This is a genomic window from Actinoplanes sp. NPDC051346, from assembly GCF_040682215.1.
GTDB lineage: Bacteria > Actinomycetota > Actinomycetes > Mycobacteriales > Micromonosporaceae > Actinoplanes.
In genome coordinates this window covers 86,823-100,690 of sequence record NZ_JBFBAJ010000019.1, presented here as the reverse complement: position 1 = coordinate 100,690, position 13,868 = coordinate 86,823, and the positions used below count along the sequence as shown (strand labels likewise).

Here is a 13,868-nt window from a genome sequence, read left to right as displayed (position 1 = left end):
CGTGCGGATCGCCCTGTTCGTGACCTGCCTGGCCGACACCCTCTTTCCCGCTGCCGCCAAGGCCACCGTCCAGGTGCTGGAACGGCTCGGGCACGAGGTGGTCTTCCCGCCCGGGCAGACCTGCTGCGCTCAGATGCACATCAACACCGGCTATCAGAAGGACGCGCTCGCGCTGATACGCCGACACGTGCGCACCTTCGCGCCGTACGAGGCGGTGGTCGCGCCGTCGGGATCCTGTGTGGGATCGGTACGCCACCAGCACGCGAACGTCGCCCGGGCGGCGGGGGAGCCATCGCTGGCGGCCCGGGCACAGGACGTGGCGACGCGCACGTACGAGCTCTCCGAACTGCTGGTGGACGTGCTCGGGGTCGAGGACGTCGGTGCGTGGTATCCGCACCGGGTCACCTACCACCCGACGTGTCACTCGCTGCGGCTGCTGCGCGTCGGCGACAAGCCGCTGCGGCTGCTGCGCCACGTCCGTGGCCTCGAACTCGTCGACCTGCCCGCCGCCGAGGAGTGCTGCGGCTTCGGCGGCACCTTCGCGGTCAAGAACGCGGACACGTCCACCGCGATGCTCGCCGACAAGATGCGCCACGTGCTCGACACCGGCGCCCAGGTGTGCACGGCCGGCGACTCGTCGTGCCTCATGCACATCGGCGGCGGGCTGTCGCGGCTGGGCGCGGACGTCCGAACGGTCCATCTCGCGGAAATCCTCGCGTCGACGGAGGCAGCATGAGCCGTACGTTCCTGGGCATGCCGGCGACCGCCCCGCGGGGAGTGGGCCAGCTGCGGGGTGACGAAGCGTTCCCGGCCGCGGCGCGTAAGGCGCTGGGCGACGACCAACTGCGCCGCAATCTGGGGCATGCCACCGCCACCATCCGCCGCAGGTCCGGCGCCGTTATCGCCGAGCTGCCGGACTGGCAGGAGCTGCGGGCGGCCGGTTCCGCGCTGAAGGCGGCGACCATGGCCCGCCTGCCCGAGCTGCTGGAGCGTCTCGAGGAGAGGGTGACGGCGGCGGGCGGCGTGGTGCACTGGGCCGCGGACGCGAACGAGGCGAACCGGATCGTCACGGACCTCGTCCAGGCCACCGGGCACGACCGCGTCATCAAGGTCAAGTCGATGGCGACCCAGGAGATCGGCCTCAACGAGGCTCTCGAGGCCGCCGGGATCGCGCCGGTCGAGACCGACCTCGCCGAGCTGATCGTCCAGCTCGGACACGACCGGCCGAGCCACATCCTGGTGCCGGCGATCCACCGCAACCGTGCGGAGATCCGCGAGATCTTTCTGAGAGAGATGCCGGGCGTCGACCCGGAGCTGACCGATGATCCGGCGACGTTGGCCGCGGCGGCCCGCCGCTATCTGCGCGAGACGTTCCTGAGTACGCCCGTGGCCGTCTCCGGCGCCAACTTCGCGGTCGCCGAGACCGGCACGCTGGTGGTGCTCGAGTCCGAGGGCAACGGCCGGATGTGCCTGACCCTGCCGGAGACGCTGATCACCGTGATGGGCATCGAGAAGGTGGTGCCTACCTGGCGTGACCTGGAGGTGTTCCTGCAACTGCTGCCGCGGGCGTCGACCGGCGAGCGGATGAACCCGTACACGTCGATGTGGACCGGGGTCACGCCCGGCGACGGCCCACAGAGTTTCCACCTGGTGCTGTTGGACAACGGGCGCACCGCGGTGCTCGCCGACGAGGTGGGACGGCAGGCGCTGCACTGCATCCGCTGTTCCGCCTGCCTCAACGTCTGCCCGGTCTACGAGCGGACCGGCGGGCACGCGTACGGCTCGGTGTATCCGGGACCCATCGGCGCCGTGTTGTCCCCGCAGCTGACCGGCGTGGCGGACAATGCCTCGCTGCCGTACGCCTCCACGCTCTGCGGCGCCTGCTTCGACGCCTGCCCGGTGCAAATCGACATCCCGTCGATCCTGGTGCATCTGCGGAACCAGGCACCGCATCCGCGGGCCGAACGGGCTGCCATGGCCGCGGCGGCGTACACGATGGACCGTCCCGCGCTCTATGCCCGCGCGCAGCGGGCGGCCAAGCTGAGCGGGCGCCTCACCCGATTGCCGCCGCCGCTGAGCGGCTGGACCGCGAGCCGCGACCTGCCCGAGCCGCCGCCGGAGACGTTCCGCGACTGGTGGGCGCGACGATGAGCAGCCGTGACCTCATCCTCGGCCGGATCCGGGTGGCGCTGGGCGACACCCCGGTGCCGGAGGTGCCGCGCGGCTACCGGCCGGCGGGAAGCGCCGAGGCCGACCTCGACCTCCTGATCGACCGGCTGACCGACTACAAGGCAGTGGTGCACCGCGGCAACGATGTGGCAGCCGTCGTGGCCTCGCTCGATCCGGGGCGCATCGTGGTCCCGCCCGGGATCGACCCCTCGTGGTTGCCCGCCGGTACGCGGGTGGTGCGCGACGAGCACGATGCCGACGCGGTCCTCACGGCCGCGGCCGTCGCGGTGGCCGAGACCGGCACCATCGTGCTCGACGGCTCGGCGGGCCAGGGCCGCCGGGCCCTCTCGCTCCTGCCCGATCTGCACATCTGCGTCGTACGCCCGGACCAGGTCGTCGCGGCGGTGCCCGACGCCCTCGCCCGCCTCGACCCGCGGCGGCCCCTCACCTGGATCAGCGGCCCCTCGGCCACCAGTGACATCGAGCTCAACCGGGTCGAAGGCGTCCACGGACCGCGCAATTTGCACGTCGTACTCACGGCGTTTTGTTGAGGTGTCATGGGGTTCTTCTGATGTGACCATGACTCGACAGCGACTAGGCTGTCAGTCGACCCCGCACCGGGAGGCCACGATGATCGACCGCCTGACCAGCGATCCGTTCGTCGCGCCGCAGTCCTCGCTGACCGTCACCGTGACGGGAGAGACGCGCGAACACGCCCATATTCGCTGCGCCGGAGAGATCGACCAGTTCACCGCGCCCAGACTCGCGGACGCCCTCGCCGCCGCCGTGCCCGGGCGTCGGCTGGTCGAGGTGGATCTGTCCGATGTCACCTTCATGGACTCGTCCGGCATCAACACGCTCGTCCAACACCGCAGGCCGGGATGCGACCTGATCGTGGTCGACGTCCCGCCGAGGATCCGCCGGGTGCTGGAAATGACCGGTGTGGACCAGCTCTTCTGCCGTTGACCCCACCCCCGCAGGAGTCAGCACGATGCTCGAGGCGATCAGCGTCACCGGGCTCACCAAGGACTTCGGGCGCACCCGCGCCCTCGACGGCCTCGATCTGCACGTCCGCACCGGCGAGGTGCATGGATTCCTCGGCCCCAACGGTGCCGGGAAGACCACGACCATCCGCATCCTGCTCGGGCTGATGCGCGCCGGCGGCGGCACCGCGCGGTTGCTCGGCGGCGACCCGTGGTCCGAGGCGACCGCGTTGCACCGGCGGCTGGCGTACGTGCCCGGCGACGTCACGCTCTGGCCCACCCTCTCGGGCGGCGAGGTCATCGACCTGCTCGGGCGCCTGCGTGGCGGCGTCGACCGCCGGCGCCGCGACGAGCTGCTCGAACGCTTCGACCTCGATCCGCGGAAGAAGGGCCGCACCTACTCCAAGGGCAACCGGCAGAAGGTCGCGCTGATCGCCGCGCTCGCCTCCGACGTGGAGCTGCTCATCCTCGACGAGCCCACCTCCGGTCTCGACCCCCTCATGGAGGAGGCGTTTCGGGGGGTCATCCGCGAGGAGCACCGGCGGGGCGACCGGACGGTGCTGCTCTCCAGCCACATCCTCGGCGAGGTCGAGGCGCTCTGCGACCGGGTCACCATCATCCGGCAGGGGCGCGCCGTCGAGTCCGGCACCCTGGCCGAGCTGCGCCATCTCACCCGCACCACCATCGAGGCCGAGCTCGCCGGCCCGGTCGACGGCCTCGCGGCGCTACCCGGCGTGCACGGCCTGCGCGTCGACGATGGCCGGGTCCGCTTCGATGTGGACACCGACGCGCTGGAGCCCGCGCTGCGCCGGCTCGTCGACGTCGGTGTCCGCGCGCTGACCAGTCACCCCCCGACGCTGGAGGAGCTGTTCCTGCGTCAGTACCAGAAGGACCCGGACGGGTGACCGGCACCGGGAGCCTGGTCCGGCTGATCCTGCGGCGCGACCGGCTGCTGCTGTCGTTGTGGGTGGTGGTGCTCGCCCTCGTGCCGGTCGGTTACGTCGGCTCCTTCCGCGAGCTCTTTCCCACCGAGGCGGAGCGCCTGCAGTACGCCACGGTCAGCGCCGGCAACGCTGGCTTCGTCGCGCTCTACGGACCGTTGCACGGCAGCGGGCTCGGCGAGCTGGTCGCCTGGCGCGGCGGCTTCCTGCCCGTGATGGTCGCCCTGTTCAGCCTGCTCACCGTCATCCGGCATACGCGTACGGACGAGGAGGCGGGGCGGACGGAATTGATCGGCGCGGGCGTGGTCGGTCGGCACGCCGGGCTCGCGGCGGCCCTGATCGTCACCCTCGGCGCCGCCGTCGTCCTCGCGCTGATCCTCGCCCCGGCCCTGATCGCCCAGGGGCTGCCGGGCACCGGCTCCGTGCTGCTGGCGGCGGAGTACGCCCTCGCCGGCTGGGTGTTCGCCGCGGTCGGTGCCGTCGCCGCGCAGCTCGCCGCCGGGGCGCGGACAGCGCGGGCCATCGCCGTCACCGCGCTCGGAGGCGCGTACCTGCTGCGCCTCGCCGGGGACGTCAGTGGCGCCGGCGATGGGCCGGTCTCCTGGCTGTCCTGGCTGTCACCGATCGGGTGGGTGCAGCAGATGTTCCCCTACGGCGGGAACCGCTGGTGGCCCGGAGCCCTGGCGGTCGTCGTCACGGCGGCGCTGATCGGGGCGGCGGTCGCGCTGGCGGCCCGACGCGACGTCGGCGCGGGTCTGGTGGCGCCCCGGCCGGGTCCCGCCACGGCGGCGCCCGCGCTGCGCACCCCGGTGGCGCTCGCCTGGCGGCTGCACCGGGGCCTGCTGGCGGGCTGGCTCGCCGGCTTCGTCGCCCTCGGCCTGGTGTTCGGCGGTGTCGTACGCAGCGTCGCCGACCTCACCTCCGGCAATCCCGCCCTCGCCCGCATCTTCGAGCGGATGGGCGGAGCGTCCGGCGTGACCGACAGCTTTCTCGCCGGCACGACCGGCCTGATGGGACTGATCGCGGCCGCGTACGCGGTGCAGGCCACCCTGCGCCTGCGCGACGAGGAGAGCGCCGGGCACGCCGAGCTTGTCCTGGTCGCCGGGGCCAGCCGCCTGCGCTGGGTGGGCAGTCACCTGCTCTTCTCGCTGGTCGGTCCGGCCGTCGCCCTGGCGGTGGGCGGCGCGGTGTACGGCGTCATGGCGGGCCTGACCCTGAACGACGCCGGTCAGTTCTCCCGCGTCCTGGGCGGCATGCTGGCGCAGCTTCCCGCCGTCGGAGTGCTGGGCGGACTGACCCTGCTGCTGTTCGGCGTCGTGCCCCGGGCCGCCGCGGCGGCGTGGGGTGCGGTCGCCGGCTGCCTGCTGCTCCTGCTGACCGGTGCGACCCTCGGTCTCAGTCAGTGGGTCATGGACCTCTCGCCGTTCACCCATCTCCCGCATCTGCCCGGAGGCGAGCCGTCGGTGACCCCGTTCGTGGTCCTGACCGCCGTCGCGGTGGCGTTCGCGGGGGCCGGGCTGGCCGGCGCCCGCCGCCGCGACGTGCCCGCGACGTAGGGCGCGTCCCGCTCTAGCCGTCGGTGCCGCGCGATCCGGGTCAGCCCACCGGGATCTCGACGGCTCGGACGTCGCCCACGTCGGCGATGCGCCACAGGTCGCGCTCGTCGCCGAGCGAGATGCCGTCGACGTTGGCCGGGTCGACGACCAGGCTGGTGCCGTCGTCGAGGCTGAAGGCGAGGCCGCGTACCCGGCCGGTGCCGGCGAACTCGTCGTCCAGGTACACCGTGACGATCTTGCACTCCAGCGCCCGGCGGGAACTGAGGTACAAACCAGTCATATCTACCAAAACGCCGCGCAACTGGTCTTCTTCGGCGATCTCGGGATGGACGAAGGGTTCGGCGGCGTGGCTGACGCTCATCCACTGGCCAAGCTGGGCGACGGCCAGGTTGAGATACCCGCCCCCGGGCGCGCCGATGAAGATCTGTTTGCCGTAGAGCACCACGCGTTCGGGGTCGCTGCTCAGGTCGCCGTAGCCGGCGGCGAGCAGCTCCTCGAAGCGGTGACACTGGCGGAAAAGGCGGATCAACTCATCCATTGCGTGGCCGATCGGGTAGTAGGCGTTCTTCGTGGTCGAGTTCGCGTTCCAGGACCCGCATGCTGTCGTCGGAGAGCCGACCGGCGTCGCGCCAGCGCAACAGCTCCTCGCGCTGGGCGTCGATCACCGAGCGACGCACCCACAGGGCGGCCTCGTACTGGGGCGAAACCGGCACCTCGTTCGAGTCTGCCTGATCGAGCAGGTCTAGGCGGCGGCGATAGCGTTCCAGGCGAGATTCAAGTTGCTCGCGCATGGTTTCGATCGCCGGATCCTCCACGTCGTCGTGCCGCTGGTGCTGGACCTCGTCCAGCCGGTCGAGGGCGGCCTGGACGGAAGCGGAGCGGGCCTCGTTGCGCAGCCGGGCGTTGTCCGCCTCGTTGGCCCTCAGGCCCAACTTCCCCATCAGCGGCCCGAAGGTGAGGCCCTGACCGACCAGCGTCACCAGCACGACCACAAATGCGCAGAACAGGAGCAAATCCAGCGCGGGGAACGCCCTTCCATTCGAGGTGGCCGGGATAGTGAAGATCGCGGCGAGAGTGATCACCCCGCGGGTGCCCGCCCAGCTCAGTGCGGTGATCTCCCGGCCGTCGAGGCGGCGCTCCTGGCGGCTGACCGCCGCCTCCGAGGGGTCCCCGCCGAGGCGGGCGTGCATCGAGCGGGGCAGCACCTGCGTCAGCATCAGGAACAACGGCCGCACCACCAGCACCACGCCGACCGAGACCGCCACGGCGATGACGATCGTCGACGTCGAATAGTCCGAGAGGCCGTCGATCACCCGCGGCAGCTGCTGGCCGATGAGCAGGAACACCAGGCCTTCGAGCAGGAAGTCCACCAGCCGCCAGACCGCGCTGACCTGCAGGCGGCTCGCGCCCGACGCGATGCGGGGCGCGTCGTGACCGACGATCAGGCCGGCGACCACGACCGCCAGCACCCCCGAGACGTGCACCCGCTCGGCCAGCAGGTACGCGACGAACGGCGTCGCCAGCGACACGGCGTTGGCGATCAGCGGGTCGTGCTGCAGCGGCCGGGCGGCCCGGACCGCGTACGCGACCACCATGCCCGCCACCACGCCGCCGGACGCGGAGATGACGAACTTGCCCACCGCGTATGGAAAGGAGAACGTGTCGCTGACCGCGGCGGACACGGCGACGCTGAGCAGCGTCAGGGCGGTCGCGTCGTTGAGCAGTCCCTCACCCTGCACCAGGGTGACGATGTTGCGGGGCAGGCCGACCCGCTTGCCGACCGCGAGCGCCGCGACCGGGTCCGGCGGGGCGACGGCCGCGCCGAGCGCGACACCGGCGGCCAGAGTCGCACCGGCCACGAAGAAGTGAAAGCCCACGCCGACGAGCAGGGCGGTCAGCAGCACCAGGACCACGGACAGGCTGATGACGGTACGCAGGTTGCGCCGGATGTCGATCAGGGACGAGTCGAGCGCGGTCTTGTAGAGCAGCGGCGGCAGCACCAGGGTCAGGACGAGGTGGGGATCGAGCCCGATGTTCCGTCCGGGAAGGACGGCGTAGACGATGCCGAGAAGGGTCAGCAACGCGGCAGCGGGCAGCCCCGTACGGTCGGCGAACCAGCGAACCGCGACGATGACCGCCACGCTCGCCAGGATGAACAGCAGGCTTGTCTCCACACTCACCCGGACAGTCTCCCGGACGGCGGATCTCAGCGCTCCCAGACCGTCCCGCGGGCCTGGTACTCCAGCACTTCCTCCACCCGTACGGCCAGCTCCGCGCCCCCAGGCCCGCCTCGGCGAGCGCGCGGGGGAGCACTCCAGCGGCGAGTTCGGCTCAGACGCCGGCGCTCTCCCTCCGGCGGAAGCCGCCGCCGGGGACCACGAGAATGTCGGCGTCAGCCGGCGACCAGCCATGCTCGACCACGATTTTGGTGCCGAAGGCGGCGGTGACGGTGGCCGGCCGGTCGCGGGTCACGTAGGTCACCGTGATCGCGCCCGCGCTCAGCATCCCCGCCGGCGCGAAAAGACGATCTGGACCCTTTTCACGGGTACTTCCGCGGACGCGTTCACGGGTGCGGGAAAGGCCGATGCGAGACCGGCCGCTCCGGCACCGAGGAGGGTTCGTCGTTGCATGGTCGGTTGGTCTGGCGACCACCCGGGGTGGTTCCCGGGACCGCGCGACGCGGCCCCGGGACCCGTGGATCAGTAGCGGTAGTGGTCGGGCTTGTACGGTCCCTCGACCGGCACGCCCAGGTACTCCGCCTGCTTCTTGGTCAGCTCGGTGAGCCGGACGCCGAGCGCGTCCAGGTGCAGCCGGGCGACCTTCTCGTCCAGGTGCTTCGGCAGCACGTAGACCTGCTTGTCGTACTCGCCCGGCTTGGTCCAGAGCTCGATCTGCGCGATCACCTGGTTGGTGAAGGAGTTCGACATCACGAAGCTCGGGTGGCCGGTGGCGTTGCCCAGGTTCATCAGGCGACCCTCGGAGAGCACGATGACCGCGTGCCCGTCCGGGAAGCGCCACTCGTGGACCTGCGGCTTGACCTCGACCTTCTCGATGCCCGAGACCTTGGCCAGGCCGGCCATGTCGATCTCGTCGTCGAAGTGGCCGACGTTGCCGACGATGGCGTTGTGCTTCATCGCGGCCATGTGCTCGACCGTGATGATCTCGGTGCCGCCGGTCGTGGTGATGAAGATGTCGGCCTCGGAGACGACGTCCTCGATCCGGGCGACCTGCATGCCGTCCATCGCCGCCTGCAGAGCGCAGATCGGGTCGACCTCGGTCACGATGACCCGGGCGCCCTGGCCGCGCAGCGTCTCGGCCGAGCCCTTGCCGACGTCGCCGTAACCGCAGACCACGGCCAGCTTGCCGCCGAGCATGACGTCGGTGGCCCGGTTGAGGCCGTCGACCAGCGAGTGGCGGATGCCGTACTTGTTGTCGAACTTGCTCTTGGTGACCGAGTCGTTGACGTTGATCGCCGGGAAGAGCAGGTCGCCGGTCTTGGCGAACTTGTAGAGGCGCGCCACGCCGGTGGTGGTCTCCTCGGTGACGCCGCGGATCTCGGCAGCGATCTTGGTGAACCGCTGCTTGTCCGACGACAGGCTGCGGCGCAGCGTGTCGAGGATGATCGAGTACTCGTGGTTGTCGTCCTCGGTGGTCGCGGGCACCGCGCCGGCCGCCTCGAACTCCACACCCTTGTGCACGAGCAGGGTGGCGTCGCCACCGTCGTCGAGGATCATGTTCGGGCCGAGGCCGTCACCGAAGTCGAACAGCTGCTCGGTGCACCACCAGTACTCCTCCAGCGTCTCGCCCTTCCAGGCGAACACCGGGGTGCCGGACGGCGCCTCGACCGTGCCCTCGGGGCCGACGACGATCGCCGCGGCGGCCTCGTCCTGGGTCGAGAAGATGTTGCAGGAGACCCAGCGGACCTGAGCACCCAGCGCGACCAGCGTCTCGATGAGCACGGCGGTCTGGATGGTCATGTGCAGCGAGCCGGCGATCCGCGCGCCCTTCAGCGGCTGCGCCGCCCGGTGCTCCTCGCGGATGGACATGAGGCCGGGCATCTCGTGCTCGGCGAGGCGCATCTGGTGCCGGCCGAAGGCGGCCAGCGACAGGTCTGCCACGGCGAAGTCGACGCCGTTGAGCTTCTGGAGACGTGGTGACATGAGTAGGGCACCCCCCTCTTCAGGAGGCGCCCTTGCGACAGTGGCCCGCGGGCCGAGCGTGGCGGACCCGCAGGTCCGTCGCAGCGCCTCTCGGCAGGGGGCAGCGCCTCGTCGGGCGCGCGTCCACCATAACGGTGCTTGTCCAAGATCGCCGAATCTCTCCCCCCACGGCACGCCGTTTCCGCTGGTCATCCAGCGCCTTTTCGAGCTGTGACTTGTCCCACTTTCCGGCCGGGCCTCGGTCGGCCCCGCAGCCCTCCGAGGGGTGAAAACAACATCAAAGTCCCTTGAAAAGACCTCAAAAAACCATCATTGTGTACGGGTGAAGCACCCGTACCGCATCCGCGAGATCGCCGCCCAGTCCGGCCTCAGTCCCGCCACTGTGGACCGTGTCCTGCACCGGCGCGGCGGCGTGCGGGCGAGCACCGTCCGCGAGGTGGAACAGGCGATCGAGGACCTCGACCGGCAACAGTCCCAGCTGCGCATCGGCGGACGCACCTTCATGGTCGACGTCGTCGTGCAGGCACCGGGCCGATTCTCCGCGGCCGTACGCGCTGCCCTGGAAGCCGAGCTGCCCGCGATGCGCCCGGCCGTGATCAGATCCCGGTTCCACTTCCTCGACAGCGCCGGTGCGGGCGAGCTTGTGGCGTTGCTCGAGAAGATCGGCCGTACCAAATCGCACGGGGTCGTCCTCAAAGCCCCGGACGTCCCGGAGATCGTCGCGGCGGTCGCACGCCTGTCCCAGCAGGGAATTCCGGTGGTGACGCTGGTGACGGACCTGCCCACCAGCGCGCGGACCGCCTACGTCGGCATCGACAACCGTTCGGCCGGAGCCACGGCCGCCTACCTGGTGCAGGAGTGGCTGGCCGAACGCGCCGGTGACGTCCTCGTGGTTCGCGGCCACGGGTCCTTCCGCGGCGAGGACGAGCGCGAGATGGGCTTTCGGGCCGAGATGCGGACCCGCGCCGCCAGCCGGCGGCTGCTGGAAGTGGTCGACGAGGAGGACCGGGCGGACGCCGTCCACATCGGAACCCGGGAGACGCTGGCCGACAACCCGTCGGTCCGGGCGGTCTACTCGCTGTACGCGGGCGCCGGCGGCAACGCGGCCGTGATCGACGCGTTCGACCGGGAGAAGCGGAGATATGACGTCTTCGTCGCCCACGACCTCGACGGGGAGAACACCGCGTTGCTCCGCGAACGCCGCCTGTCCGCGGTGCTGCATCACGACCTGCGCCAGGACCTGCGCCGAGCATGCCAGGTGATCATGCAGGCGCAGGGAGCGCTGCCGGGCCCGATCCGCTCAAACCCCTCGGCGATTCAGGTGATCACACCGCACAACGCGCCGCCTGCGGAGCTCTGACTGTCCGCCTCCCGGTAGGCGTCGTGTTTCGGGCGGCTTCGCGTGGTGGCGTTGCGCTGTGGGCGTCGTGTTTCGGGCGGCTTCGTGTGGTGGGCGTTGTGCTGCGGGCGGCTTTGCGCTGTGGGCGTCGTGTTTCGGGCGGCTTCGTTTTTTCGTCGGCTTCGCGTGGTCGGTGTGCCTCAGGTGGAGAGGATGTCGCGGAGGCGTTGGGCGCTGCGTCGGACGTCCGCGACCGGGCCCTCGTCCGCCGGTTCGCGGGCCAGAATCGTGTCCTGCTCCAGGACCCACCAGCCGTCGTACCCGTGCCGCCGGAGGGCCGCCGCGACCCGGACAAAATCCACGTCGCCGGACCCGATCGGCCGATACATCCCGGCCGCGACCGCTTCCGTGTACATCCGTCGGCCGGCCCGCACCTCGGCCGCCATGCCGGCGTCGACATCCTTGGCATGCACATGCGCGACGCGGTCGCCCGCCCGCTCCGCCAACTCGACGGGATCGGTCCCGCCGATCAGGAGATGGCCGGTGTCCAGGCACAACGCGATGCCCGATCCGTCCAGCACGCGCTGGACGTCCGCGTACGTCTCGACCATCGTGCCGACGTGCGGGTGAAGCACCGCCGTCAGGCCCCGCTCGCGCGCCGCGGCGGCCAGCCGATCCGCATTGGACAGAAGCTGCTTCCAGCTCGCGTCGTCAAGCTCGGGGCGGGTGTCGTACCCATCCTGTCCGGTCGCGGCAGCGAGCACCACCGTGTCCGCGCCCGCGGCGACGAACCGGTCCAGGTCGACGGTCGGTTCACCCCGGTGCAGCACGACCGGCACAAACCCACCCACCGCGGCCAGCCCGTGCTGGCGCAGCATCCCGTCGGACGGCAGGAAGCCATCGGGGCCGAACTCCGTCGCGGTCAGACCGACCTCGCGCATCTCGCGCAGGACCCGATCGGCGCTGAGCTGGTGGCCCCATCCCGGTACCTCGCAGACACCCCACGAAATGGGCGCTCCGGCAATCCTCATGCCTGAAGAGCCTGAGCCCGTATCGCGTTCACGACAAGGATTCCGCGTACATCAAAAACACCTCAGCCTGAGGTTTTGTCCCGACCCGCCCGGATCAGCCGAAAGGCAGAGGGCGGCTGCCGCGGTTCAGGCTGCGAGCCGATGCGCGCCGCCCGCTCCCACGGCCAAGCTCTATACCGGAACGCCCCGAGACGCTGTCAGCCTGAAGGGACCACAATGACGATCGACGACGAGCACCGGCCCGCACGGCGGCGGGTCCCGCTGACCGGCATCAGCTCCCGGGCCTGGGAACACCCCGCGGACCGCGGCGCGCTCACCGCTCTGCGCGAGCTGCGCGGCTTCGACGACGTGGTGAAGGCGTTCTTCGGCATGTGGAACGAGCGCGGCTTCCGCCTGACCTACCTCGCCGGCGCCATCCGCGTCGACCACCGCCAGTACCCGCGGGTCCACCAGCGGTTCACCGAGGCCGCGGCGACGCTCGACGTCGCCGAGCTGCCGGAGCTGTACGTCACCCAGTCGCCGATGATCCACGGCGAGGCGATCGGCATGGACAAGCCGTTCATCGTCATCACGACCGCGGCCGTGGAGAAGCTCGACGACGACGAGCTGCGCGCCCTGCTCGGCCACGAGATCGGCCACGTCCGCAGCGGCCACGCGGTCTACAAAACGATCATGATGATCCTGACCCGCTGGGCCACGAACATCAGCTGGATACCGATCGGCGCCATCGCCCTCCGCGCCATCATCGCCGCCATGTACGAGTGGTGGCGCAAGGCCGAGCTCTCCGCAGACCGCGCCGGCCTCCTCGCCGGCCAGGACCCGGCCGCCTCGACCCGCCTACTGATGAAGCTCGCCGGCGGCGGCGACCTCTCCCAGATCGACACGGCCGCGTTCCTCGAACAAGCAGCCGAATACGAGGGCGGCGGCGACCTGCGCGACAGCATCCACAAGATCGGCATGACCGCCTGGAGCAGCCACCCGGTCCCGGTCGCCCGCGCCGCCGAACTACGCAAATGGACCGACTCCGGCGAGTACGGCCGAATCCTCACCGGCGAATACGACCGCCGCGACTCCGACGGCAACGCCTCGGTCACCGCCGACGTCAAGGCGGCGGCCTCGCACTACCGCGAGAGCTTCCAGAGCTCCCAGGACCCGCTCGTGACGCTGGCCCGCCGGGTAACCGGCGGGGCAACCGACCTGGGCGACTGGGCGGGCACCCAGGCCGGCAAGGCCCGAAACTGGGCAAACACCGCAGCTGGCGCGGCCAGCCGGGCCGCACGCCGCACCAGCCGCCCGGACGACACCGACGAGTCAACGCCCACGCCATAGGCGGCGAGCGGTCTCGGCGGATTCCCGTGGGGCCGACTCGCGTTCGTCGGCCTGCCGGCTTGCGTCTGCCGCTTGGGTGCCTTCCCGTTTGCCGCGTTGCCGTTCGCGCTCCGGTCTCGCCCCTTCGATCGCGCTCCCCGTCTCGCGTCTCCGCTGCGCTCCCGTTTGCCCCTCCGTTCGCGCTCCGGTCTCGCCTCTTCGATCGCGCTCCCGTCTTGCCCCTTCGTTCGGGCTCCCGTCTTGCCCCCTCGTTCGGGCTCCCGTCTCGCCCCTTTGATCGCCGCTCGTCGCTTCGACCCCCGTTCGACGCGGCGAGCGGCGATCACCTCATGCGGTGCTCGCGGTTTCTCGGGGGAGGCC

General features: G+C 70.8%; 13 protein-coding genes. 8 read left to right on the top strand and 5 right to left on the bottom strand.

What is annotated here, in order from left to right; translation table 11 throughout:
* The first annotated feature begins 1 nt into the window (after position 1).
* From AB0M36_RS33820 to AB0M36_RS33795, 6 genes are all read left to right on the top strand, one after another.
* Positions 2 to 736, top strand: coding sequence for a (Fe-S)-binding protein (locus AB0M36_RS33820; RefSeq protein WP_364166180.1), 735 nt, complete (start codon positions 2 to 4; stop codon positions 734 to 736).
* Positions 733 to 2,151: a lactate utilization protein B gene (locus tag AB0M36_RS33815; RefSeq protein WP_364166178.1), complete on the top strand. Its 1,419-nt coding sequence runs from the start codon at positions 733 to 735 to the stop codon at positions 2,149 to 2,151. The genes AB0M36_RS33820 and AB0M36_RS33815 overlap by 4 nt, the downstream gene beginning before the upstream one ends.
* Complete coding sequence (locus AB0M36_RS33810; protein WP_364166176.1) at positions 2,148 to 2,720, top strand: LUD domain-containing protein; 573 nt, start codon at positions 2,148 to 2,150, stop codon at positions 2,718 to 2,720. The genes AB0M36_RS33815 and AB0M36_RS33810 overlap by 4 nt, the downstream gene beginning before the upstream one ends.
* A 79-nt stretch (positions 2,721 to 2,799) precedes the next feature.
* The gene (locus AB0M36_RS33805) at positions 2,800 to 3,135 is read left to right on the top strand and encodes an STAS domain-containing protein (RefSeq protein WP_364166174.1); all 336 of its coding nucleotides are present in this window, start codon (positions 2,800 to 2,802) and stop codon (positions 3,133 to 3,135) included.
* A 25-nt stretch (positions 3,136 to 3,160) separates the two neighbouring features.
* Complete coding sequence (locus tag AB0M36_RS33800; RefSeq protein ID WP_364166172.1) at positions 3,161 to 4,057, top strand: ABC transporter ATP-binding protein; 897 nt, start codon at positions 3,161 to 3,163, stop codon at positions 4,055 to 4,057.
* Positions 4,054 to 5,649 (top strand): ABC transporter permease, encoded by a 1,596-nt coding sequence (locus tag AB0M36_RS33795; protein WP_364166171.1) that lies wholly within the window; start codon positions 4,054 to 4,056, stop codon positions 5,647 to 5,649. Before AB0M36_RS33800 ends, AB0M36_RS33795 begins: the two co-directional genes overlap by 4 nt.
* A 40-nt stretch (positions 5,650 to 5,689) precedes the next feature.
* Here AB0M36_RS33795 and AB0M36_RS33790 read toward each other — a convergent pair whose 3' ends face one another.
* From AB0M36_RS33790 to ahcY, 4 genes are all read right to left on the bottom strand, one after another.
* Positions 5,690 to 6,187, bottom strand: a complete 498-nt coding sequence (locus AB0M36_RS33790; RefSeq protein ID WP_364166169.1) for a hypothetical protein — start codon at positions 6,185 to 6,187, stop codon at positions 5,690 to 5,692.
* Positions 6,180 to 7,829, bottom strand: a complete 1,650-nt coding sequence (locus tag AB0M36_RS33785; protein WP_364166167.1) for a Na+/H+ antiporter — start codon at positions 7,827 to 7,829, stop codon at positions 6,180 to 6,182. The genes AB0M36_RS33790 and AB0M36_RS33785 overlap by 8 nt, the downstream gene beginning before the upstream one ends.
* A 151-nt stretch (positions 7,830 to 7,980) precedes the next feature.
* Positions 7,981 to 8,121, bottom strand: coding sequence for a hypothetical protein (locus tag AB0M36_RS33780; RefSeq protein ID WP_364166165.1), 141 nt, complete (start codon positions 8,119 to 8,121; stop codon positions 7,981 to 7,983).
* A 227-nt stretch (positions 8,122 to 8,348) separates the two neighbouring features.
* Entirely contained in the window at positions 8,349 to 9,809 is a 1,461-nt protein-coding gene (gene ahcY, locus AB0M36_RS33775; RefSeq protein WP_364166163.1) for an adenosylhomocysteinase, read from the bottom strand.
* A gap of 322 nt (positions 9,810 to 10,131) precedes the next feature.
* On the opposite strand from ahcY, the gene AB0M36_RS33770 reads away from it, so the two are divergent.
* Positions 10,132 to 11,169: a LacI family DNA-binding transcriptional regulator gene (locus tag AB0M36_RS33770; RefSeq protein ID WP_364166161.1), complete on the top strand. Its 1,038-nt coding sequence runs from the start codon at positions 10,132 to 10,134 to the stop codon at positions 11,167 to 11,169.
* Positions 11,170 to 11,348: 179 nt separating this feature from the next.
* On the opposite strand, the gene AB0M36_RS33765 is transcribed toward AB0M36_RS33770, so the two are convergent.
* On the bottom strand, positions 11,349 to 12,179 hold the full coding sequence (locus tag AB0M36_RS33765) for a TIM barrel protein (protein ID WP_364166159.1): 831 nt from the start codon (positions 12,177 to 12,179) through the stop codon (positions 11,349 to 11,351).
* Between the two features lie 216 nt (positions 12,180 to 12,395).
* On the opposite strand from AB0M36_RS33765, the gene AB0M36_RS33760 reads away from it, so the two are divergent.
* Positions 12,396 to 13,508: a M48 family metallopeptidase gene (locus AB0M36_RS33760; protein ID WP_364166158.1), complete on the top strand. Its 1,113-nt coding sequence runs from the start codon at positions 12,396 to 12,398 to the stop codon at positions 13,506 to 13,508.
* The last annotated feature ends 360 nt before the right edge of the window (positions 13,509 to 13,868 follow it).

Excerpts from the sequence above, each read along its gene's own strand:
- AB0M36_RS33815 (WP_364166178.1), top strand. The coding sequence starts at position 733 with ATGAGCCGTACGTTCCTGGGCATGCCGGCGACCGCCCCGCGGGGAGTG.
- AB0M36_RS33810 (WP_364166176.1), top strand. The coding sequence starts at position 2,148 with ATGAGCAGCCGTGACCTCATCCTCGGCCGGATCCGGGTGGCGCTGGGC.
- AB0M36_RS33805 (WP_364166174.1), top strand. The coding sequence starts at position 2,800 with ATGATCGACCGCCTGACCAGCGATCCGTTCGTCGCGCCGCAGTCCTCG.
- AB0M36_RS33800 (WP_364166172.1), top strand. The coding sequence starts at position 3,161 with ATGCTCGAGGCGATCAGCGTCACCGGGCTCACCAAGGACTTCGGGCGC.
- AB0M36_RS33790 (WP_364166169.1), bottom strand. The coding sequence starts at position 6,187 with ATGGATGAGTTGATCCGCCTTTTCCGCCAGTGTCACCGCTTCGAGGAG.
- ahcY (WP_364166163.1), bottom strand. The coding sequence starts at position 9,809 with ATGTCACCACGTCTCCAGAAGCTCAACGGCGTCGACTTCGCCGTGGCA.
- AB0M36_RS33765 (WP_364166159.1), bottom strand. The coding sequence starts at position 12,179 with ATGAGGATTGCCGGAGCGCCCATTTCGTGGGGTGTCTGCGAGGTACCG.
- AB0M36_RS33760 (WP_364166158.1), top strand. The coding sequence starts at position 12,396 with ATGACGATCGACGACGAGCACCGGCCCGCACGGCGGCGGGTCCCGCTG.